The sequence below is a fragment of the Mucilaginibacter sp. P4_C11 genome, assembly GCF_056402115.1.
Map to the genome: position 1 here is coordinate 103,813 of NZ_JBFUIA010000012.1, position 21,803 is coordinate 125,615.

Below are 21,803 nucleotides of genomic sequence, written 5' to 3' on the forward strand. Positions count from 1 at the left end.
GGTAAACTACCAGTATGGGTTTTGGTTAAGGTTATTATCCACCACAATATCGCTTGTCTGGATAGGCCATAAATAATCCTTAATGCCAAACACGGGTATAATAACCGTTTGCGGGCGGTAGTAATTTGCGGCATCGCCTTCGTTAACGTTCCAGCCCTGTATTGGCCTGCTCAGCACATCCTGCAATTCTTTCCAGCGGCGTAAATCCCAGCCGGCCTGGCCTTCAAAGCATAACTCAATCCTTCTTTCGCGATGGATGATCTCGCGCAGGCCATCTTTGGTATTTGGCTTATCGGGTGTTTTTGAATAGCTGCCCCATGAAGCCTGTACGCCACCCAAACCTGCCCTTGCCCTTACTTTATCTATGTAAGTATAAACTTCGGCAACAGGCCCCTGCGATTCGTTAAGCGCTTCGGCATAAAGCAGGTAAAGGCCTGCCAGGCGCATCCGCGGCATATGAAAATCAACGGCGGTAAAAACCTCATCATAAACCGACAGGTAGTTGGCCAGTTTTTTGGGCCACATACCGGTAATATTGGTGCCGCTCAAACTTTTTGGGCCTGCCAAGGCATAAGGGCCACGGGCTTGCACGTAATAAGCGCTGCTTTCATCAAGCTTGCCGTTGCCAAACCAGATGCCGCCGTCGAAACCGATGCTGGCATAAAAACGCAGCTCGCGGTTAAAGTGGCCTTTTGCTGTTTGATAGCCCGATTTGATGTACGATCCATTGGCATCATCACCGGTTTGCGGGGTGTAGCGATTGGCATAGTCAAAGGTTTTATCCTCGTTAATGGGCACACCATTGCTGGTATAATACAACTCGGCAGTTGAAATAGGCACCGCGAATGTTGATGGATAGGTTGATGCCAGGCTTTCAGATTTATCAGTCATCCTTGGGATAGTAAAGCCCTGGTAACCAAAACCGTAATTTAGGGCCCAGATCAGTTCGGGGTTTTGCTCCCATTTATCGGTGATCATGGCCTGCAGGGTTAATACCTTTTTCAACTTATCTGACACGTTGCCCACACTTACTGTTGGCGGCGTGTTGTACAGGTGCAGGCCCTGCGCCTCGCACTCGGTTATAGCGGCTTTACAGGCATCGGCAGCCAGTTTCCATTTGTTAGCATCGGCGCTTGCCGAAAAAAGCAGTTTGCCTGTATTATCCTTGAAATTAACATAATCGGGGTTGCCGTTAAACAGCGGGCTTGCAGCCGTGGTTAAAACCTCGGCCTTTACACTCATGGCAATAAATTTTGTAATGCGGCCAAACTCGGTAGCCTGGCTTTCAATAACAGGCGGCAAATCGGGTATGGCATCATCCAATAACGATACCACATAGGCAAACGATTCATCAACCGACGAGCGACTGCGTTTTACATCGGCCGTGCTGGCGTTAACCGGGTTATTGGTTTTTATTAAAATGATGGGGCCGTACAACCTTATCATGTAATAATGATAGTAGGCCTTTAAAAATTTAACCTCGGCAATCCATCGCTTTTTTTCTGATGCGCTTAAATCAATAGGCTTATCAATGTTTTCGAGCATGATATTACACCTCCTGATGGCCTGGAACAAATTGCTGCCCCCGTTGGTGCCATCCCAGTAGTTGATGCTTGGGTTTGCGGTGGTTTGCAGGCCCCTGATGATGTTAAAGCCCACCTCGTTAAAGTAATGATCGTTAAGGGTGTTGGGGTACACAATTTCTGACGATGTTGCAAAACCCGGATCATTTACCACGTTGTTCATCTGCGTCATGGTAGCGTAGCACGAAAACAGGTAGTTTTCGGCCTCGTTACGGTTACGGAACGCATATTCAAGCGTGCCCACATTATCGGGGGTAACATCCAGGTATTTTTTACATGAAAGGCTCATGGAACACAGCACAATCACACAAATCAATTTATAATATGACGATTTCATATCTTCTGCTTTTTTCTGTTAATTATAAATTCACGTTTAAGCCTATGTTGTATACTTTTTGTATCGGGTACGCAAAGCCGTTACCACCCTGCTCAGGATCCCATAGTTTGAAAGGGCTCCAGGTAAGCAAATTCAGGCCGTTAAAGTAAATTCTTAAGTTAGATACCCTTAATGATTTGGCTATGTGTGCAGGCAGTGTATAACCAACCTCTAATGATTTAAGGCGCATAAAGCTGCCATCGCGCAGCCACCAGGTGCTTGGCTGTAGGTTGTTTGATATCACGTTTGAGTTAACACCCAGGCGCGGATAGGCTGCATACAAATCCTGGTGCTCTTCGCTCCAGTGGCTGTTGGCAAACTCGCTTAATACCTGTGTATTGCCGTACACATAAGGATCAGGACTCTGAATAAAAGGGCTTACCCTGGTTGGGTCGACAAAGAACGATACCCTTGCCTGGCCCTGGAAAAATGCCGAAAGATCAAAGCCTTTATAGCCGGTTGAAAAACCAAAGCCATACACAATTTCGGGCGTTTGCGGATAACCAAGATAGGCCTGGTCAAGCACATCAATTTTACCGTCGCCATTTAAATCGCGGTATTTAATATCACCGCCCTGTGGCTTTATACCGCTGCCATTAAAGATCTGGGTGGGCGAGTTTGCCGCTTCCTGGTCGTCAACAAACAAGCGTTCGGCAACGTAGCCGTAGCCGCGGCTGATGGGCTGGCCAATAGCGTGGCGCCATGGCTCTTTATAGTCGGGCTCCTCGATGTAAGTGTACTTGTTATTGGAGTAGGTAAAGTTACCGCGGATTGACGCCCAGGCACTCTTGCCAAAGCTTTGTTTATAATCCATAGATAAATCGATACCCTTTGAATCAACCACGCCCAGGTTGGCGCTGATAGGCGCTTCCAGTCCTTCGCTTACAGGGATGCTGGTACGTTGTTGCAAAATATCATAGCGGTGGTTTTTATAAAACTCGGCCACGATGTTGAAATTTTTCAAAAGCGTCATTTCAACGGCAACGTTGGTTTGTCTCGAGGTTTCCCAGGTTACATCGGTATTCTCGTAGTTCTGGATGGTTACCCCTTTACGCTCGTACTGGTTATTGATACCAAACTGCGCATAATTATAACCCTGGTTAAACTGCACCACCGATTGGTAGAAGAAACGCTGCGAACCAATAGCATCGTTACCTACCAAACCATGGCTGGCGCGGATTTTTAAACGATCGACGATACCCGGTGTCCACCAGTCTTCGTTAGATACTACCCATGATGCACCAATGGTTGGGAAGAAACCGTAACGGTGATTGGCCGAAAAGCGCTCTGATCCGTTATAGCCGAAGTTAAACTCGGCAAAATACCTGCTTTTAAAAGAGTAGGTTACCCTGCCTGCCAGGCCAAGGTTACGATATGGCAAGGCCGATAACAAATCGCCGGCATTGGCATACAACGTTTGCTGCTGTGTACCTATCAATGTGGTGTTTATGGTATGACTGCCGAATGATTTGGCATACTCCAAAGCACCCTGTAAATAAATAAAGGTATTTACCTGCGTGCCGCCCGGCGAGTAGCTCAGGTATTCCTGCGCTACGTTGTAGCCTGTTGGCTGCGGGTTAAGCCAGGTAAGGGTGTACTTGTTGGTTTCCTTATCGTAGGTATTAACGTTATAATAAAATGGCGAATAGGCCGATTGTGAGGTGAAATAAGAATACCTGTTGGTATTAAATAGCCCCCTGAACTTTAAACCATCGGTAATAAACTTAAGGTTTTGGTTTAACTCCAGCTGGGCCGACATCCTTGACTCTGACGAGTTTTTATGCCCCCTTAATAAAGCCGCGTAGGGGTTATTATAGGAGATACTGTTGCTTGTAGAGCCACCTGTTAAACCGGTATTACCAAACAGGATGTGCTGGGCGTTCAGGTTTGCCGAATCGGCCGGGAAATAAGCCGGGAACAACACGGGGCTGGTATGGATGGCCACGTTATATAAATCGGACGCGAAAGAACCATCGGTAGTAATAGGGCCGTTATATTCGCTAAACGTACCGGATAGCCTTACCACTACCTCGGTGGTTTTGGTCATGTTTACGTTGATGTTTGAACGTAACTGGTAGTTTTTGAATTTAACGTTATTGTTGTTATTGTTGCGGATATCGTCTTTCAATACACCGTTATCCACATTGTATGCGCCTGCTATATAGTAGCGGGCAATGTTACCGCCGCCGCTCACGCTTAAATTATTACGTTGGGTGGTGGCGCGTTTTTTAAACAACAGGTTAAGCCAGTCGACAGCCGGGTATACGTATTGGTTACTGCCAGGCGTGCCGTTTATGGTATTCTGCGTGTTCCTGATCTTACTTTCGGGGAAAGGCAGGGGCAATTTAGGGTCGCGGGTTAGGGTTGCCTCGTTGTACAGGTTCATGTACTGTATCGGGTCCACAAGGTCCAACGTCTGGGTTGATTGCGAGGACGAATACTCCGACCGGAAATTGATTTTAGGTGCGCCCTCCTTACCCTCTTTGGTACTTACCAAAATAACACCGTTTGCGCCGCGTGCACCATACAGGGCTGTAGCGCTGGCATCTTTCAGGATAGAGAAGCTGGCAATATCATCCACATTTAAGCGTGCCAGGTCATTGGTTGATAGCTCCACGTTATCAATCAAAATAAGCGGATCGCGTTTGTAACCGAAGGTAGTTACCCCCCTGATGAAGAAGGAGGCGTTATCCTGCCCCGGCTGGCCGCTGCGCTGGTAGGCAATGATACCCGCTGCCTGCCCTGCCAAAGCGTTGGTTAAGTTACTTGCCGGTATTTTAAGTTCGCCAGGCTTTATGCTGGTTACCGAACCTACCAATGCCTCCTTGCGTTCTTTTTTACCAAAGGCTGTGACTACAACCTCTTCGGCAATCAGCTTGTTTTCTTTCAGGATGATGTTAAAGATCCTTTTATCGGCAGTAACAATAACGTGCTGCTCGGTAAAACCCACAAAGCTTATACGTAATGATGTACCCACGGGCACATCCAGTACAAAGCGGCCGTTCTCATCAGTCGACGTCGAGATATTTTTAACGTTTTCGGCCAATATGGTAGCACCCTGTATTTTTACGCCAAGGGTATCGGTTACCTTACCTGTAACGGTAACCCTGGTTTGCGAATAGGCACTGCCAAAAAACAGGGTAAGCACAAAAAGCATTGTGCAACGCCCCAGGATAAGGTGCCTGTTATTTTTTGAAAGTAGTTTACTAAAAATGTAAAGTGGCTTCATAAAATTTGGTTCATAATTTGTTATTCATTAATTGGTTTGCGATCAAATATTTGTTATCAAATGCAGGATCAGTTATTGGCGGGGAAAGCAATTTTTTTTGGATTGTTAAGCCTGGCATCTGCGCGGAGTTAATTGTAAAACGGTCGGCCTCTTCTCCATAAGGCCGTGGTTTTCTTAATCGCATCCGCCGGTTTTTCCGTTGCCTGTAATTGGTTGTTCTGCTTTTCTCCCCTAAGGTCAAGAGTCAAAATCTTCACATACTTTATGGGTTTAGTTAATAATTGGTTCTGTAAATGTAGGCGGGGAGCGTGCTCCAAAAAATGGATTTACTTTCAAAAAGGATGGACAATTTTATGATTTTTGACCACCAAAATGGGTTCGTCCATTAATTCCCGAACCCTGGGAAAAACAGCACTTTGGGGAGTGCAAAAAAGTTGAAACTTTTTGTGAATTTTTTGAAAAAAAGTATAGCATAAGTATCTCGTTTGTATAAAAAAGTATCGTTTTTTTATACGAAAAGAGCGTCTTATATAAAAAGGAAGGAAAGCTTAAGCCACCACGCCAAATTTGTACAAAATAACCTGGTGAAAGGCTTCGCCTGGGCTTAATGTGGCCGATGGAAAGTGAGCATGATTGGGGCTATCGGGATAATGCTGGCACTCCAGGCATAAACCATCAAAAGGCCTGTATGGCCTTGAATAATTGCCGGGGATTTTGCTTTGAAGGTAATCGCCGGTATACACAACTATTGAAGGATAGGAAGTAGCTACTTCAACCTGCCGCCCCGAGGCGTTATCTATAAGCAGCGCGGCAGGTTTCAGGGTATGGCCGGCATCGTTTTGCAGCAAAAAGCAATTGTTATAGCCGTTGATGGCATCGCCGCCTGCAATCATTTTATCCCTTAACACTTCGCCATTTAAAATTCTTTTACCCACTGGTTTAACCAGGCCGGTTGGCACGTAGGCGGCATCTACATCCAGCACGTTATCCGCATAAACTTTAAGGGTATGGTCAAAAATGCCACCCTCACCGGCAGATAGATTGAAGTAAGCGTGGTTGGTAAAACTGGCTACTGTTTGCTTGTCAGTTGTGGCCTTGTATGTGATTTTCAGTTCATTATCCTCGCTCCACTCATAAGTTACTACCAGCTTAAGGTTTCCAGGGTAGCCGCCATCTCCATCTTTACTCAGCAGGCTAAATGATACGCCACTTTCGGTTATTTGATAATCAAAAACCCGGGTGTTAAAACCGGCATTGCCGCCATGGTTGGAGTTGTTGGCATCATTGGCATCCAGGTGGTAAGCTGCTCCGTCCAAAGTAAATTCCGCCCCTCCAATCCTGTTGGCAAAGCGGCCTATGGTAGCGCCTAAATAGCATTCGTCGGCAAGATAGCCCGGCAATGAATGGTAGCCCAATATTACGTTTTCCAGGCTGCCCGCCCTATCCGGCACTACTGCCGATACCAGCGTTGCACCATAATTGGTAAGCTCCACGTACGCCCCTGAACTGTTTTCGAGCCTGAAAAAGTAAACCTTGCAGCCAACATGTTCGCCCCATTCCTGTTGCGATATCCTGTTTTGGCTTTTGATCATGATTTGGTTGGTGTTATGGCTCAAGGTAAATTAAATTATTGTAATTATAACACATATTTAATTAAGCTAAAACTATTTAGCTTGCTCAAATGATGCATAAGGGCAACACAAATATGCGTTGCATTGTTTATTTAGCCAGAAGTCTTAAGCCTTAAGTCCCAAATGCTACCCGGCATTTTTCGACCTAAAACTTAAGACTCCGGACCTAAGACTAAATTAATAGTTTGTCACGTTCAGTTGCTGCTTGGTCGTCTCTAAATGAGCCTTTGCACCGGCATGGGCACTGTCGAGTTGCAGCACTTTGGTAAACAGGGCCAGCGCTGCATCAAACTCGTGCAAACCCAGCATTCCTAATCCCTGTAAAAAGTAGGTATGAATGGTGTTGCGCAGGTTTAAATCGTCGTCGAAAATGAGCAGGTTGGGGAGGGATACGGCAAAGTAATCTATCTTCACTACATCATTTTCATGGGCTTTGCCATAGGCTATCAGCTTATCAAAAATCTGTTTGGCATGCTCCTGGTCGCCCAGTTTTTTCCAGCTTAGTCCCTGGTAAAAAATCTTATCGGGCTGCTGGTCATTATAGAATACAGCGGCCGACGGCTCGTCCAAACCGATGGTTGACTGGGTAAAATAGTGTTTGGCGGCATCAGCCTGGTTTAAACCTTCATAAGCACGACCCAGCCAATAATCAATATCGTTTTCCTGTGTACCGTACAGCTTGCCCTCGCCCAAATTATGCGGATAGCTTTTGGCCATATTTAAATTGGTAATGGCTTTATTAAAGTCGGCTTCGTCAATATACTGTTTAGCCAACTGCACCAGGCTAAACACGTATTGCCCAGATGCCTTGCCTTCGCCCCCCTCCCATGGGTGAAACTGGCGTTTCATCAGCAAACCGAGTGCCTTATCGTACTCGCCCGACAGGTTATAAAGGGTTACCCGTTCCAAATAAACGTCGTCGCGTTGTTCGGCAACTTCAAGGTTATCTTCCAGCAACTTCATCCTTTTATCAACAGGATAGTTGAGCCTTTTATAAAGCTGATCCAGCTCCATTAATACGCGGGCATCTGTTTTATCCAGTTCAAATGCCTTTTCAAAGTAGTTTAAGGCTTTATCGGCATTGTTTTGCTTGTTAAAATAGGCAATAGCCAAATTCCTGAACACCGTAGGGAATGTTTCGTCCAGCTTTGCCGCTTTTTCCCAGTTGCTTACAGCATCATCATACTGGCGCTTATCATAAAACAGGTTACCCAAATAGTAAGGCGCTTTAGCATCAGCGGGGTTAAGTTCCATAGCCAGCTGAAGGATCTTCACTTCATCCAAACGGTTAGGAAAGCACAGGTAAGGATCGGCCGCGGCGGCTTTTTCAAACCATTTTTGGGCTTCATCCTGTGCCCCGTTTTTATGGCAAAAATAGCCCAGGCTGTAATAAACCATTGGGTTGTTACCGTTATCCTTCAACGCCAACTGCAATAGCTCGCCAGCCTCGGTATATAAACCCGCGGCGGCATAATCAAGTGCGTATTCTATATAATTTTGATCGTCGTTTCTTGAAAGGGCTATCAACTCATCCAGGCATTTGGCAACCATACCGGCATTGCCTTCCAGCTTATAAAGCTGAATTTTTTCGAAAATAACCCCAAGGTTAAAGCCATCCCTTTCAAGCGCCACACCGGCCACATTTTGCGCCTTATCCAGCTCTTTCAGGTTGCGCAGGGCAGCCATTTTTATTACGTAGGCCTTGCTGTTATTGGCATTTCTATCCAGCGATTGGTTGATATGATCTAAAGCCAACGCAAAGTGACCACGTGCCATATCTGTTTTGGCCACCTCAAAAAAGCCGGTATCTTTCCAGGCATTGCTCCAGGTTGATTTGTAAAAAACCGTATAAGCTTCATCGGCCCTGCCTAAATATTTTAAGCATAAGCCCAGGTTATAATAAGCCTCGCTATCATATGGGTTAGGGTTGCGCTGAATGCTGGTTTCCACCGCCTGCCGTAAAAAAGGCTCGGCTTTGGCAAACTGCCCTTTGCGGATATACCATTTACCCAAAGCGTTGTTGTTGCGGATATCGGTTGGTTCGCGACGCAAGGCTTCCTCATAATATGGTACCGGGCTATACGTGGCGTGGCGGTATTGTTCCAAATGTTGTGCAGTTAAAAACAATTGCTCCACGCTTTCCACATTGGCTGGCTCCAAAGCGGGTTTGGCCGGGATGGGCATCTCGTTCTTTTTGTTTTTGGCGGGTTCGTAACGTAACACTTCCTGGTTGCTGCTGTTGGTGATGATGAGCAGCAGTTCATTCTCATTTACATCGTCAGCTACCGTCAGTTCCTGTACAAAAACAACTTCGGGCACAATTGTACCAGTGTTTGCAAACAGCTCTTCGCCGTTATAGCTGAGGTTGATATGCAGGTTTGTTTGGGCTGATGTTACCTGCACTTTGATGGTTATCTTATCCCCATTTTTGCTTAAAGCTAACAGGATATCCTTAGATGCATTTTTTACCATGCCTAACTCGCGGTAAGGCAAAAAATACTGGGTAAATGTTTTTTCTTCATAAGGCATCAGCCAGCTAAAATCGGGCTGATTATCTGTAAATACGCCCGTCATTAGTTCAATGTACGGACCATCCTCATCGGTGAGGTTCCTGTCCCAGGCCTGGCCAAAATCGCTGTGGCCCCAGGTCCATTGTTTTTTACCGGGCGATACATGGTGATTGGCTACGTGCAGTAAACCGGCCTCGCTATCGTGCTCATAGCCACCCACAAAATCATAATCGGAGTTAATGGCCATGTATGATGTGGGTACCGGGATGTTTTTATACATCGAGATATCGGTACCCGGCGAATAATCAACCTTGTAGTAAGTACCTGTAGCTATCGGAAAATCGGATACATCGCGCTTGCCGTGGTCAAAAACAGCGTTCACATCTGGCGGGAATACCGATTGGTAATAATCATTCACCTTAACTGCCGGGTTTGCCCACCATAAAAAGGTTTGCGGCAGGGCCGAGCGGTTAAACAGTTTCGCCTTTATTTCGATATAAGCCGTATCTGGATGCAGGGTAAAACCTGCCATGCCTTTGGTGTGGAACATGCGTTCCACCTCGTTAACCCAAACGGTTTTGCTGCCATCGGCGTGCTCTTCCAGCTTGTAATCAACCGGATCAAAGGTGCTTGGCCTGTGGTGCTGCGGCCAGTTAAATTCGATGCCGCCCGAAATCCAGGGGCCGGTTAAACCTACCAGGGCGGGCTTAATTACCTGGTTATGGTAAATAAAATGGCGCTGTTTCACCTTATCAAAGGCTGTTTGAATACGGCCGCCTAACTGCGGCAGTATCATCACTCTGAGGTATTTATTCTCCAGGAACAGGCCTGTGTATTCTTTATCTTCTTTTTCGTCGGCAATTTTCTCAATCACCGGGTTTGGATAAACCACCCCGCTGCTGCCCTGGTAAACCCGTTTCTCAAAAAACATGGGGTTTTTATCAGGCTTGCCAACACCATAAGTGGGGATAATTACTTGCTCTTCCCAAACGGAAACAGTTGAACTTTGCATACTATGTATTATATTTTAATGTCTTATTAAATTGTCTTCTAACTCTTCTAAAGTTTGGCCTTTGGTTTCTTTCACTTTTGCTTTTACAAACAGGAAGCCCGCAAAGCAGATGCCCGCGTACAGGTAAAATGGCCCGTATGCGCCTAATATTTTGGCCAGGATAGGAAATGTAAACACCAGGATAAAGTAGGCCCCCCAAAGCGATACAATGGCTACCGATGACGCTACGCCGCGAATTTTGTTGGGGAATATCTCGGAAATAAGCACCCAGGTAACTGGTGCCAGCGAAATGGCATAGGTACTGATGGCCAGCAACACAAATATGGATACCAGCCCCGCCGGGAAATGATTTTGCAGCAGAAAAGCCAGTATAATGTACAATACTGATAAGCCCAGCGATCCCCAAAGCATTAGCGGGCGGCGGCCAAGTCTATCAACCTGCCACATGGCTAATAAGGTAAATACCAGGTTCACTACGCCTATGGCCACGGTCTCGAACAATTGCCGGTTCAGGTTAGCGCCTACCGATTCAAATATGGTAGATGTATAGTTAAATACCACATTGATACCGCAAAACTGCTGAAACACCGCCAGCGTTATACCCACCACCACAGCCGGGCGTACGGCTTTTTCAAACACCATGGCGTATGATTGTTTTGTTGACCCAATCAATGATTTTTCGACCGCTTTAAAGGTTGATTCGGCAAAATCAGGCGAGCCAATTTTGTTGAGGATAACCCTGGCTTTATCAGGCTGACCCGATTTCATGAGCCATCTCGGGCTTTCGGGCAGCCAGGTAACACCTATCAAAAATATGGCAGATGGTACGGCTCCCAAACCAAACATCCAGCGCCATGAATCGGCACCATGATCGGCCAGGAAGTAGTTGACCAGGTTGGTCACCAATATGCCTATTACTACAGTAAGCTGATTTATAGCCACGTTTCGGCCGCGTACTTCGGCAGGCGAAACCTCAGCAATATACATGGGGCAAAGCATCGACGCCATGCCCACGCCTATCCCGGCGGCAAAACGCAGGATTAAAAAGTAAGTTAAGGATGCAGAAAACGCTATCCCTATAGATGATACCGCGAAAATTAAGGCAGCGATAATAAGCCCCGGTTTACGGCCATATTTATCGGCAATGTTACCGGCCAGTAAACAGCCAACTATGCAGCCTAAAGCCAGTGAACCGGTTAAAAAACCCTCCCATACCGGCGTTAAGGCAAACTGGGTGCGCAGAAAAGGCAGCGCGCCCGAAATCACCGCAAAATCGAACCCGAACAGGTACCCGCCCAGGGCCGAAATAAAGGAAATACCAATAATATAACTACTGTTGAAGTTTTTTGAACTACTCATTTTTTAGGTTGGATATGGTTAACTGGTGGTGGCATAATATTACAGTTTATTTTTATCATTAATTTACCGCTACTATTTTTACCAGCAGGGCATCGCCTGTGTTGGCAGCCATGCTAAATGTTTGGGCGTCAGCTTTAAGTTCACCAATTGCCATATCGGTCATAAAATCGCGGAACTCGTATTTTTTATGCGTATCAAGGCCCAAGGCCTGCCTGGTAAACGATTGTTTAAAATCATTTTTAAGGTCGAAATTGAATAGGGCCAGCATGGTGGTATCGCCCGGCAGGTAAAACGACAGTTGCTGATCAAAGCTTTCGCCATCGGCTGTTTTAAGAGGGATAAATGCTTTAGGATCGCTAAAAAATTTGGCTATGTTTTTATTATTCAAAAATTCCTGTGCCCGGTAAGCGGCTATCGGGTTCCTGAAATCAGATCCATCGCCCAAAATACTGCCCATCACCATCATGGCATACAGTCGTACTTTTATTTCCTGCTCGTTCAGATCCGGGTTTTTCTGGAAGTTTTTCATGATGCTTACATCCAGGTTGGTATAAGGGAACAAAGTACCCTGCACCCAGCCCATATGTGATCCTGTGGCTAACGACGACTCCGTACTACCCCAGTTAGGAAAACCTTTCTGATCATCGCGCAGGTGCGAGTATACATCGGTAGATACAAACCGCGTATGGGTATATTGGTGCGGAAACAACGGCGAGATGGCCTGGGTGATAAAAACATCCTTACCCATAATTGAATCAACCAGGTGCCGCAACGTTTTCATCCCATAATTGTAAGCCTGTATCCCGGTACGGATCTTTGGATCGTAACGTTTGGTGCTCTCCAAAGCACCGGCCGTTAAAAAGTCTATCTTGATAAATTTGGCGTTGATGGCTTTTGCCTTTCTCAGCTGCGATATGATAGCAAGCCTGACTGCCGGATGGGTAGGATCCATGGCATAAGCGCCCCAATCGCCATCTTTGTACATGATGGCCTTACCGTTTTTATCCTGCAACAGCACATCCTCAAACATTACGTTGGTACCCGGCAGCTTGCGCCCTTTGGTATCATTCTTCCAGCTCCACATGGCAAAAGGCGTAAAATAAAACCCCATCTGCTGGCCATTTTTCGCGCCATACTCCCCTATTGATTTTAAAACGTCTGTTGAATAGATGCCCTGGTCGTACGAGTCGATACTCAAAACAGGTTTGGAGTAAGCGCCAAAGTTGGGCATAGAGTGGATAAAATCCGAGATCTGGTTTACAGCAGGCGGCATCATTACCTTTTCGTAACCCAGCACACCTTCTACCCCAAAACTGTTCCAGTAAACGGGGGCCGGTCCCTCCCAGGTTTGCTTGCCATTGATGATGGAATTTACCCGCCCATAATCCTTAAAAGCCTCGTGCAAATCATCCGATCCGCAGATATAAACAGTGGCCGAGCTTACGGTTTGGCCAAGCATGGTTCCATGATCGGCATGGTCATGCGTACCATCCAGGCCGCCATAACCCGATTTAAGGGACGGATTATCGGCCGTAGCCACACCGCCAAAAACATTTAATGAGTCTACATAACCCAATTGGGTTCCGGTTTGATAGGATAAACCTGTTTTCCAGAAATCATGACTTACGCTACCTATTACCAGGCCCGAATTTTTAAGCTGATCATACACCGCTAAAAACTCGTAGCTGATGCCTTTGCTTTTGGGCTCGTCGCCTTTCGGCCAGCTCCGCTCTAAAGTTGGGGTCCAATCGTCGTTATCAAAAGGTACATCCAAAATGCGCGGCTCGGTACCGGGAATAAACAACTTGCCTTTATTGGCCGGTAGGATAGCTATCGGGCTGATATCCCGGGTTTCGATAGGTTTACCCGTGGATGTAGCACTTACATTAACAAGCGCATATTGCCTGCCCTGGTAAAGGGTGAAGGACTGTGTGATGCTGATGTTGTGCTTTGCATCACCGTGCTTAACAACAAGGCTTAGGCCTTCGCCTATGTTATCGTTAACCTGCCGCGTTGTGCAGGCATGGTTAGCAAGATCAGTAGTTGATAAATATCCCGAAGTTAAATCGCGCACGTAAGCTACCGTGTTATCCATGTGCATACCATTGGCAAACACATAGTTAATTGCACCGGTAGTTTTATCAACCGTAATTTTTACCTGCGGGCTGCTAATAGCGGTATTATCTGCACTTTGTTGGAGTTCCTGTGCGCTCAACACAGTCACGGATAAAATCAAAAAAGCTATCAGGCCGGAAGTTTTGATGAAGCTGATTTTATAATTACCTGTTGTTTTTTTTAAGTGCTGCATTTAATGTTGTTATAGTTTTTGTTATCGCGATAACCTTGTTAAATCTTTTGAATCGTGTTTGCCGGTACATCTATTCCTGTTATTATCAGGAATAAACACTGAACGCTTAACACACTAATATTGCCGGCTTATCTCTTTTATAGAAACAATTAAAAGGCATTTGCTATTGTTGGTATCGCTAATTGGTTACAATGTAAATGTCATGGATTGAGCGGAATAAAAAAATAGTCAATGTTACGGAAATGATGGACTTTATTACGCCACCTCAATTTCAATTATTTCTATTTTTTAACCAATGTTTTGATATTTTTTGTGAATGTTTGTAAACGAAGATCAACCAGTTAATACGGAGCACTGATTATCACGGTATCCATTCAAAAAAATGACTAAAAGTACAGCTATCAGGCGGCGGGACGGTTTTGAAGGGCAAAAGCTTATTGTGCTGCCCAAAAAGATCATTACCAACTTTTTAAGTAAGGATTTAGTTACCAAACAAATTTACATTACCGATATTGGCTATTACCCCAAGGCCCGGCACCATTACGCCGAGCGTCCCAACGGCATTAACCAGCATATAATAATTTATTGTACCGAAGGCTATGGCTGGCTGGAGATCAACAAGAAAAAGGTGGAGGTTTCGCCATCGCAATTTATTGCTATACCAGCCAACACCCCGCATAAGTACGCCGCCAACATGGATAAACCATGGACGATATACTGGATTCACTTCAAAGGCGAGATAGCATCTTTTATAGTAGAACTGATCCTGAAAAACTCAGAGAATTACAAGCCATACCTGTCTTTTAATGAAGATAGGATAAAGCTGTTTGAAGATATTTGCTTTAACCTGGAGAAAGGCTACAGCAGCGATGCGCTGCGCTATGTAAACATGATATTCTCGCATTTCCTATCCTCGCTTATTTACGAGGATAAGTTTAACCATGTTGATGACAAGCCTGCCGATAACGATATTGTCGAAAAAACCATCCAATACATGCAAGATCATGTTAATACCATGATAAGGCTTGATGACCTGAGCAGCTTTGCCAAGTTATCCACCTCGCACTATTCGGCTATTTTCCGGGCAAAAACGGGCTACTCTCCTATTGAGTATTTTAACCAGCTAAAAGTTCAAAAAGCCTGTCAGTATATCTCATTTACTGCCATGTCTATCAAAAACATTGCCCTGACTTTGGGTATTGAAGATCAGTATTATTTCTCAAGGATGTTTACTAAACTGATGGGTACTTCGCCCAACGAGTATAGAAAAAAAGTAAAAGCGAGTAGCTGAAGGGAAAAACTCTAAACTCTAAACTCCAAATCCTAAACTAAACTAAACTAAACTCTAAGGGAAAAATTCTAAATCGTAAATTCTAAATCTAAAAGGAAAGGCTTACCTGTAGATGTTAAGTTGCGACGGGATTAGAATTTAGAGTTTTTTTATTTAGAATTTTTTCCTTCCCCCAATAGGGGTGTTTTGCTTTTGAGTTGTATCAGGTGTATAAAAACAAAATACACCGCCCATGATTATCACTTTAATTATCTGGTTGTTTAAAAAATATGCCATACCGGCCATGGTTAGTTATAAGGGCAGGGCGGCTTTAAAATTTGGCAAGTTGCTAAAAGTACCGGTGGCCGTAGTTTTACTGTCGATAACCTGTACGCGGTTATACGCTACTGAAACAATAACCAAATACAATGTTTTGCACAGCGGTAAAGTGGTTGGGCATCTTAACTTTTACCAAAAAAACACAGGCGATGAGCTTTACCTCAAAATGGTGTCAGAAGTTAAGATGAGGTTCATATTCAGTATTAACGTTAATTGCGACGAGGAATCGACCTTTAAGAATGGCAAGCTCATCAGCTCCCATGTTTTGCGGCATGTTAATGGTAAAGAGAAGGCTAACCGGGAAACAAAGGCAGCAGGGAACGCCTACCTTACCCTGGCCGAAGGTAAAAGCGGCCGGGTTGAGCAAGCCGGTATAAGCAATAACTTGATGCTGCTGTATTGCCATGAGCCGGCAGATGGCAACCTTGTTTACTCCGATAACTTTCAGCAATTTTTAACTGTAAAAAAGGCGGCGGCACATGTTTACCGGATTGACCTGCCCGATGGCAATTACAACTATTATACTTACGCCAATGGTATTTGCAGTAAGGTAGATATCCACCATTCCTTATACACCATCCAGGTACAGCTGGCCTAAGCCATAGTAAACAACATGAGGTATATGACCGGGAAAGCCCCTATATTTAACGCATATTTTCACCCTTTATCAGTGGAATACAGCGATAGCACGGTCATTTCCTTATTAAAGCAGGGCAACCAAAAGGTATTTGAGATGGTGTTTAAAAGCCACTTTAAAAACCTGCATGCCTATGCCTATACTTTTTTAAAGGATGACGGGCAAGCCGAAGAAGTAGTGCAAAATGTATTTTGCCGGATTTGGGAAAAGCGCGACTTGTTAAAAACCGATGGATCGATAAAATCATACCTATACAGGGCCGTTCATAACGAAAGCCTTAACTACCTGAAACATCAAAAAGTAAAAGCATCTTTCCAGGTTTATTATGCCGGTGAAATGGACCAGGTGCAAGATCATTCGTCGAAAGCAATGCTGGCCGATGAACTGGAAAAGCACATTAGCCAGGCCATGAGCGAGTTGCCGCAGCAATGCCGCACCATTTTTCAGCTCAGCCGCTTTGAGCAACTGAAATACCAGCAAATTGCCGACCAGATGGGGCTTTCTATAAAAACCATAGAAAACCAGATGGGCAAAGCATTAAAACTGATGCGAACCAAACTGGCCGAATTTTTAATGATCATTTTGTATTTAATTATCAGCCGTTAGCACATGAGCAACAGTACCCCATATATGACCGATGATTTGCTGGTAAAACACCTGCTTGGCGAAGCCACCATTGAAGAGCAGGAACAAGTGCAGGCATGGTGTAATGCCGCGGAGGAAAACCGCCGGTATTATGACCAGTTTAAAAAACTGTGGGACCAAAGCTTAAAGATTGCCGGCACCCGCCTTGTTGACGAGGACGCCGCGTTTATACGCCTGCAAAACCGGATAAATAATAACCAGGCCACATCCAAAACTCAAACACGCCATTTAAATCGGGCAAACTGGCTGGCTATAGCAGCATCCGTGGTATTGGTTTGCATGCTCAGCTATTTCGGGCTAAATTATTTTAGCAGGGTTACTACCATTAACCTGCAAAGCAATAATAAGGTACTGGTAGATACGCTTTCCGACGGTTCTGTAGTTACCATGAACGCGTTATCGCAATTATCCTATCCAAACAGGTTTAACGGCGATATCCGTGCGGTTGAGCTCTCGGGCGAGGCTTTTTTCAAAATCACTCCTGATAAAACAAAACCTTTTATTATTAATGTAAATGGTGTAACGGTTAGGGTGGTTGGCACGTCATTTAATGTAAAAAGCAGGAATGGAAAAACCGAAGTGATTGTTGAAACCGGAATTGTGAATGTAAGCAGCGATAAAAACAGCATCAGCCTAAAGCCCGGCGAAAAGACTGTGGTATTAAAAACCGGTAACAGCCTTACCAAACAAAGCACGCGGGGTAAATTGTACAGCTACTATATCAACAAAGAGTTGGTATGCGACAGTACCCCTTTAAGCGAACTGGTAGCCGCCCTGAATGAGATTTACAGCGCACATATTGTAATAGCAAAACCATCATTAAATAAACTGCCCATTACAACCGTGTTTAAAGATCAATCGCTTGAGCAAATTTTATTGGTAGTCACAGGCACATTCCCCATTACAGCGGTACACAAAGGCAACCAAATCATCCTGAAATAATTGAATATTTCTACCTCGTGCTATGTATTATTTAAACCGGATGCTTTTAGTCTTTTTTGCGGTCGCGTTTTTCGCCAGCCTGCATAACCATGCAGCGGCGCAGGTTAATCTAGCCCGTAATATCACCATTCACGTAAAAAAACAGCGCCTGGGCATGGTTTTCAAAACCATGGAGGACAAGGGCAGCTTTTACTTTTCATATAACAGCAACCTGATAAAAGCCGATAGCCTGGTAAGCCTTGATGCCGATAACTGGACCGTTAAAGAGGTGCTTGACCAGATGTTGATGAAGCGTTTTGAATACAAGGATGCCAAAGGCTTTATCATCCTGCGTTACGCCCCCCTGCAACTTGGCTTAACTACCGAAAAATCAAATACCGAAAACAGGGAATACATTATAACCGGTTTTGTTGCCGACGAGCAAACCGGAAAAAAACTACCTAACGCAAGTGTATACGAAAAAAGCCTGCTGCAATCGGCCATGACCGACCAAAACGGTTACTTTGAGTTGCACCTGAAAAATGAAGGCCGGCCGGTTCGGTTAACCATCAGTAAAGAACTTTATAAAGATACAACCATCACATTTTTAAACGATGTACAAATTACAAGTCGGCCGGATAGTGGCCTGTTTAGCTATATAGCAAATGATAGCAACGATGATATAACCAAAACCGGGCTGGGCCGTTTGCTGCTGTCAACAAAACAACAAATACAGGCGGCCAATTTGCGCGGCCTGGTGGCTAATGCACCGTTCCAGGCGTCGGCTATACCCAATGTAAGCACACATGGCGCCTTAAACGGCCAAATTATCAATATTGTATCTATAAACGCTATAGGCGGCTACAGCGCCGGGGTACGCGGCGCTGAAATGGGCATAATATTTAACCTTGATAAAGGCGATGTACAAAGCGTACAGGTGGCAGGCGCTTTTAATGTGGTTGGCGGTAACGTTAGCGGCGTGCAGTTAAGCGGCTTGTACAACAATGTTTTGGGCAGTGTAGAAGGCTTTCAGTTTACATTTTTACACAACAGCATTAAGCGCGACCTATCAGGCGTACAATTAAGCACTTACAACCATGTGCGTGGTAAGGTTTCTGGTTTACAGGTAGCGCTGTTGGGCAATATCGCCGGCAAAAATGTAAGCGGCCTGCAGATAGGCGCGGGCAATATAGCACAGCAAAAATTTGAGGGGGTGCAATTTGGCTTTTTCAATTTTGCCAAAAAACTAAGGGGTGTTCAGTTAGGGTTGATTAATGTAGCCGATACCTCATCGGGTTTCAGTTTTGGGCTTATCAACTATATCCGCAATGGGTATAACAAATTAACTTTGTCATCCAACGAAACGTTAAATGCCAACATAGTCATAAAAACCGGCAGCAATAATTTTTATACGGTTTACACCGGAGGCATAAGGATTAACCAAAACAGTAAGATATACGGCATGGGAATGGGACTGGGTACGGTACTTGACATGGGCAAACACCTTACTTTTAACCCCGAAATTAGCAGTCGTTACCTGTATGAAGGAAACTGGCGCTATACCAACCTGCTGCAACGGCTTGATGCTAACCTGAACCTTAAACTGGGCAAAAAAGCATCATTATTTGGTGGCCCCTCCCTGAATTTTTACTACTCGGACCAGGAAAATGCGGTTAAAGACTACGGCTTGGCGCAAAACCTGCAGCACAATTTCAGCGCAAACCAGCATCATTCCTGGTGGCTGGGCTGGAATGCCGGGTTTAATTTCTTTTAAGCCATATACGCCTGGTTATCCAGCTCGCCTGCCCTGAGTACATTATGTTTTGTCAAAAAACCAATCAAAACATCTGTCGAAAAATCTCCGGCCAAATCTAAACTGGTATGCATATGCCCAATGTTTACGTCACAGTAATCGCTGTGAAACTCAAATGTGATACCGCGAAAAATACCGGAGATAAATGCCACTGTTTCTTCATCAAGCAACCTGAAGCCGCTACTGCTGATCCGGCAATAACGACAAAGTTGTTTAATAGGGCGATATGCGTGCAGGGCTATGATCATTGATTTTTAAGGATGACTTTTAAACGGCTTTGAATAATAGCTTGTTTTAAAAATCCAGGTAAAATACTATCTAAAATAAACATCATTTTATTAATTACGCCGGGGATAATCTCTTTTTTTCCTTTTAACAGGCCATCAATAGCAATACGCGCCACATCCTCGGCTTCCAGGATGGTGGCCCTTGATACACCTTTTAATTTATTATTAAGCACCAACAATTCTGGTTTGGTATTAATGCCACCGGGGCTAAGTAAGCTGATGCTTACATTTGAGCCGGATAACTCCAGCTGCAAACATTTTGTAAAATAACGGATAAATGATTTAGTGGCGCCATAAACCTGCTTTTTTGGTACTACAAACAAGCCGCCAAGGCTACCCACATTTAAAATGTAAGATGTTACTTTACCATCGGCCTGCTTTAAAAACAAACGGGTAAGCAATACCGGCGTTACTACATTAAGCTCTATCTGCATTTTATAAAAAGCTATCTCCTTCTCTTCAAACCACGACCAATTGCCCAGCCCCGCATTGTTGATGAGCAGGTTGGCGGTAATACCTCTTTCCTGCAGGTAGCTAAATATCTTGGGGTAATTTTCTACGTTGGTCAAATCCATTTCCAGGTGATGGGCATGCACATCAAAGTTTTTACGGATGTAGGCAGCCAAATTGCCAAGGCCCGAGCCGGGCAGCGCTACCAGCAATAAATTAATATTACGCCGGGCCAGCTCAATGGCAAATGATTTGCCCAGGCCTTCGCTGGCGCCGGTAATTATGGCGGTTAATTGCGTCATGGCTTAGTTTACCTTTAAATAGTTAACGGTGCGCTGCATCCCTTCATAAAAAGGGGTTATTTGATAACCCAGCTGATCAACAGCTTTTTGGCTACTATATTTTTGATCGAATTTTAACCGGTCGGCAAACTCGGGCAGAAACACCGGAGGTAAACCGGTAAGCCTGGTTTTCAGCCACTCAACCCTGCTATAAGCTTTAATAGCCCGCTGCGGAATATTGAGCATGCGCCGGTATTTGCCAGACACAGCCGTGAGCGTACTAAAAAATTGATTGAAGCTAATATCCTCGCCACCTAAAATATAACGGTTACCGGCAATACCGTTTTCCATCGCAGCCATGTGGCCAGCCACTACATCATCTAAAAAAGCATAATTAGCCACCAGCTGTCCATTGCCGGGGATAATGCGCCAATTACCTTTTAAATAGCCGGAAACCATTTTACCAACGGTATTGCTATCGGTTACCGGCCCTTCGCCAAACACGCGGGATGGGTTTACGGTAACCACATCCAAACCTTGCTTTACAAATTGCTGTACTTCCAGCTCGGCCAGGTATTTGGTACGCTCGTAGGCTATCGGAAAACCAACTATCCGGGGCTCGTTCTCGCTTAGCGGGTATTTTAGCGTTGGGCCCCATACACCGCAGGTTGAGGTATAAACTATTTTTTGAATGCCTGCGTTAGCGGCCGCTTCCAACACATTATGTGTGCCGGTAACATTGGTTACATGAAAATCATCGGGATTGCGGCTCCACATTTTGGCCAGGGCTGCAGTATGATAAACCTGGCTACAACCCTGCATGGCATTAAGCAAACCGGCAGCATCGAGTATATCCCCTTTAACGGGCTCAATGTTTTTATGTTTGAGCAGGAAGGGATGCGCCGTATTTCGGCATAAGGCTTTCACATCAAAACCTTTTTGGGCAAGCGCTAACGTAAGCTGGCGGCCAATAAAGCCGGTAGCGCCGGTAACTAATATTTTCATAACCGTTATACAACGGTATTAAGGTTTACCCCTATGTTGATTATGAAAAATTGGGTATGTTTCGAAAAACAAGCGGCATACAAACAGGAAAGCTCCTCTAATTGGGTTAACATAACTTAACACATTTCAGATAAAAAATTTATAAAT

General features: G+C 44.9%; 14 protein-coding genes. 5 read left to right on the plus strand and 9 right to left on the minus strand.

The window, feature by feature from the left end:
* Positions 1-6 precede the first annotated feature (6 nt).
* From AC1DU2_RS13045 to AC1DU2_RS13070, 6 genes are all read right to left on the minus strand, one after another.
* Complete coding sequence (locus AC1DU2_RS13045) at positions 7-1,920, minus strand: RagB/SusD family nutrient uptake outer membrane protein (protein ID WP_477384848.1); 1,914 nt, start codon at positions 1,918-1,920, stop codon at positions 7-9.
* A 22-nt stretch (positions 1,921-1,942) separates the two neighbouring features.
* Positions 1,943-5,188 (minus strand): SusC/RagA family TonB-linked outer membrane protein, encoded by a 3,246-nt coding sequence (locus AC1DU2_RS13050; protein ID WP_477384849.1) that lies wholly within the window; start codon positions 5,186-5,188, stop codon positions 1,943-1,945.
* A 548-nt stretch (positions 5,189-5,736) separates the two neighbouring features.
* Positions 5,737-6,780, minus strand: a complete 1,044-nt coding sequence (locus AC1DU2_RS13055; RefSeq protein ID WP_477384850.1) for an aldose epimerase family protein — start codon at positions 6,778-6,780, stop codon at positions 5,737-5,739.
* 216 nt (positions 6,781-6,996) lie between these two features.
* Entirely contained in the window at positions 6,997-10,341 is a 3,345-nt protein-coding gene (locus AC1DU2_RS13060; RefSeq protein ID WP_477384851.1) for a DUF5107 domain-containing protein, read from the minus strand.
* A 15-nt stretch (positions 10,342-10,356) separates the two neighbouring features.
* A complete protein-coding gene (locus AC1DU2_RS13065) occupies positions 10,357-11,700 on the minus strand; it encodes a sugar porter family MFS transporter (RefSeq protein ID WP_477384852.1) in 1,344 nt (447 codons plus the stop codon).
* 58 nt (positions 11,701-11,758) lie between these two features.
* Positions 11,759-14,008, minus strand: a complete 2,250-nt coding sequence (locus AC1DU2_RS13070) for a hypothetical protein (protein ID WP_477384853.1) — start codon at positions 14,006-14,008, stop codon at positions 11,759-11,761.
* A gap of 382 nt (positions 14,009-14,390) precedes the next feature.
* On the opposite strand from AC1DU2_RS13070, the gene AC1DU2_RS13075 reads away from it, so the two are divergent.
* The 5 genes from AC1DU2_RS13075 (at position 14,391) to AC1DU2_RS13095 (ending at position 19,594) form a co-directional block, all read left to right on the plus strand.
* Entirely contained in the window at positions 14,391-15,299 is a 909-nt protein-coding gene (locus AC1DU2_RS13075; protein ID WP_477384854.1) for an AraC family transcriptional regulator, read from the plus strand.
* 232 nt (positions 15,300-15,531) lie between these two features.
* Positions 15,532-16,215: a DUF6134 family protein gene (locus AC1DU2_RS13080; protein ID WP_477384855.1), complete on the plus strand. Its 684-nt coding sequence runs from the start codon at positions 15,532-15,534 to the stop codon at positions 16,213-16,215.
* A gap of 24 nt (positions 16,216-16,239) precedes the next feature.
* Positions 16,240-16,860, plus strand: coding sequence for an RNA polymerase sigma-70 factor (locus tag AC1DU2_RS13085; RefSeq protein WP_477384856.1), 621 nt, complete (start codon positions 16,240-16,242; stop codon positions 16,858-16,860).
* A 3-nt stretch (positions 16,861-16,863) separates the two neighbouring features.
* Positions 16,864-17,841 carry a FecR domain-containing protein gene (locus AC1DU2_RS13090; RefSeq protein WP_477384857.1) on the plus strand — a complete coding sequence of 326 codons (978 nt, stop codon included), beginning with the start codon at positions 16,864-16,866 and terminating at the stop codon, positions 17,839-17,841.
* A 40-nt stretch (positions 17,842-17,881) separates the two neighbouring features.
* On the plus strand, positions 17,882-19,594 hold the full coding sequence (locus tag AC1DU2_RS13095) for an LA_2272 family surface repeat-containing protein (RefSeq protein ID WP_477384858.1): 1,713 nt from the start codon (positions 17,882-17,884) through the stop codon (positions 19,592-19,594).
* Here the strand turns inward: AC1DU2_RS13095 and AC1DU2_RS13100 are convergent.
* The 3 genes from AC1DU2_RS13100 to AC1DU2_RS13110 are packed head-to-tail and all read right to left on the minus strand — an operon-like array spanning position 19,591 to position 21,656.
* Positions 19,591-19,881 carry a hypothetical protein gene (locus AC1DU2_RS13100; RefSeq protein ID WP_477384859.1) on the minus strand — a complete coding sequence of 97 codons (291 nt, stop codon included), beginning with the start codon at positions 19,879-19,881 and terminating at the stop codon, positions 19,591-19,593. The two genes, AC1DU2_RS13095 and AC1DU2_RS13100, sit on opposite strands and share 4 nt — an antisense overlap.
* Complete coding sequence (locus AC1DU2_RS13105) at positions 19,878-20,672, minus strand: SDR family NAD(P)-dependent oxidoreductase (RefSeq protein WP_477357889.1); 795 nt, start codon at positions 20,670-20,672, stop codon at positions 19,878-19,880. Before AC1DU2_RS13105 ends, AC1DU2_RS13100 begins: the two co-directional genes overlap by 4 nt.
* A 3-nt stretch (positions 20,673-20,675) precedes the next feature.
* Complete coding sequence (locus tag AC1DU2_RS13110; RefSeq protein ID WP_477384860.1) at positions 20,676-21,656, minus strand: NAD-dependent epimerase/dehydratase family protein; 981 nt, start codon at positions 21,654-21,656, stop codon at positions 20,676-20,678.
* Positions 21,657-21,803 lie beyond the last annotated feature (147 nt).

What these genes read in the sequence shown, in the direction of transcription:
- AC1DU2_RS13110 (WP_477384860.1), bottom strand. Translation starts at nt 21,656, where the DNA reads ATGAAAATATTAGTTACCGGCGCTACCGGCTTTATTGGCCGCCAGCTT.
- AC1DU2_RS13070 (WP_477384853.1), bottom strand. Translation starts at nt 14,008, where the DNA reads ATGCAGCACTTAAAAAAAACAACAGGTAATTATAAAATCAGCTTCATC.
- AC1DU2_RS13085 (WP_477384856.1), top strand. Translation starts at nt 16,240, where the DNA reads ATGACCGGGAAAGCCCCTATATTTAACGCATATTTTCACCCTTTATCA.
- AC1DU2_RS13050 (WP_477384849.1), bottom strand. Translation starts at nt 5,188, where the DNA reads ATGAAGCCACTTTACATTTTTAGTAAACTACTTTCAAAAAATAACAGG.
- AC1DU2_RS13105 (WP_477357889.1), bottom strand. Translation starts at nt 20,672, where the DNA reads ATGACGCAATTAACCGCCATAATTACCGGCGCCAGCGAAGGCCTGGGC.
- AC1DU2_RS13060 (WP_477384851.1), bottom strand. Translation starts at nt 10,341, where the DNA reads ATGCAAAGTTCAACTGTTTCCGTTTGGGAAGAGCAAGTAATTATCCCC.
- AC1DU2_RS13095 (WP_477384858.1), top strand. Translation starts at nt 17,882, where the DNA reads ATGCTTTTAGTCTTTTTTGCGGTCGCGTTTTTCGCCAGCCTGCATAAC.
- AC1DU2_RS13090 (WP_477384857.1), top strand. Translation starts at nt 16,864, where the DNA reads ATGAGCAACAGTACCCCATATATGACCGATGATTTGCTGGTAAAACAC.
- AC1DU2_RS13075 (WP_477384854.1), top strand. Translation starts at nt 14,391, where the DNA reads ATGACTAAAAGTACAGCTATCAGGCGGCGGGACGGTTTTGAAGGGCAA.
- AC1DU2_RS13080 (WP_477384855.1), top strand. Translation starts at nt 15,532, where the DNA reads ATGATTATCACTTTAATTATCTGGTTGTTTAAAAAATATGCCATACCG.
- AC1DU2_RS13065 (WP_477384852.1), bottom strand. Translation starts at nt 11,700, where the DNA reads ATGAGTAGTTCAAAAAACTTCAACAGTAGTTATATTATTGGTATTTCC.
- AC1DU2_RS13045 (WP_477384848.1), bottom strand. Translation starts at nt 1,920, where the DNA reads ATGAAATCGTCATATTATAAATTGATTTGTGTGATTGTGCTGTGTTCC.
- AC1DU2_RS13100 (WP_477384859.1), bottom strand. Translation starts at nt 19,881, where the DNA reads ATGATCATAGCCCTGCACGCATATCGCCCTATTAAACAACTTTGTCGT.
- AC1DU2_RS13055 (WP_477384850.1), bottom strand. Translation starts at nt 6,780, where the DNA reads ATGATCAAAAGCCAAAACAGGATATCGCAACAGGAATGGGGCGAACAT.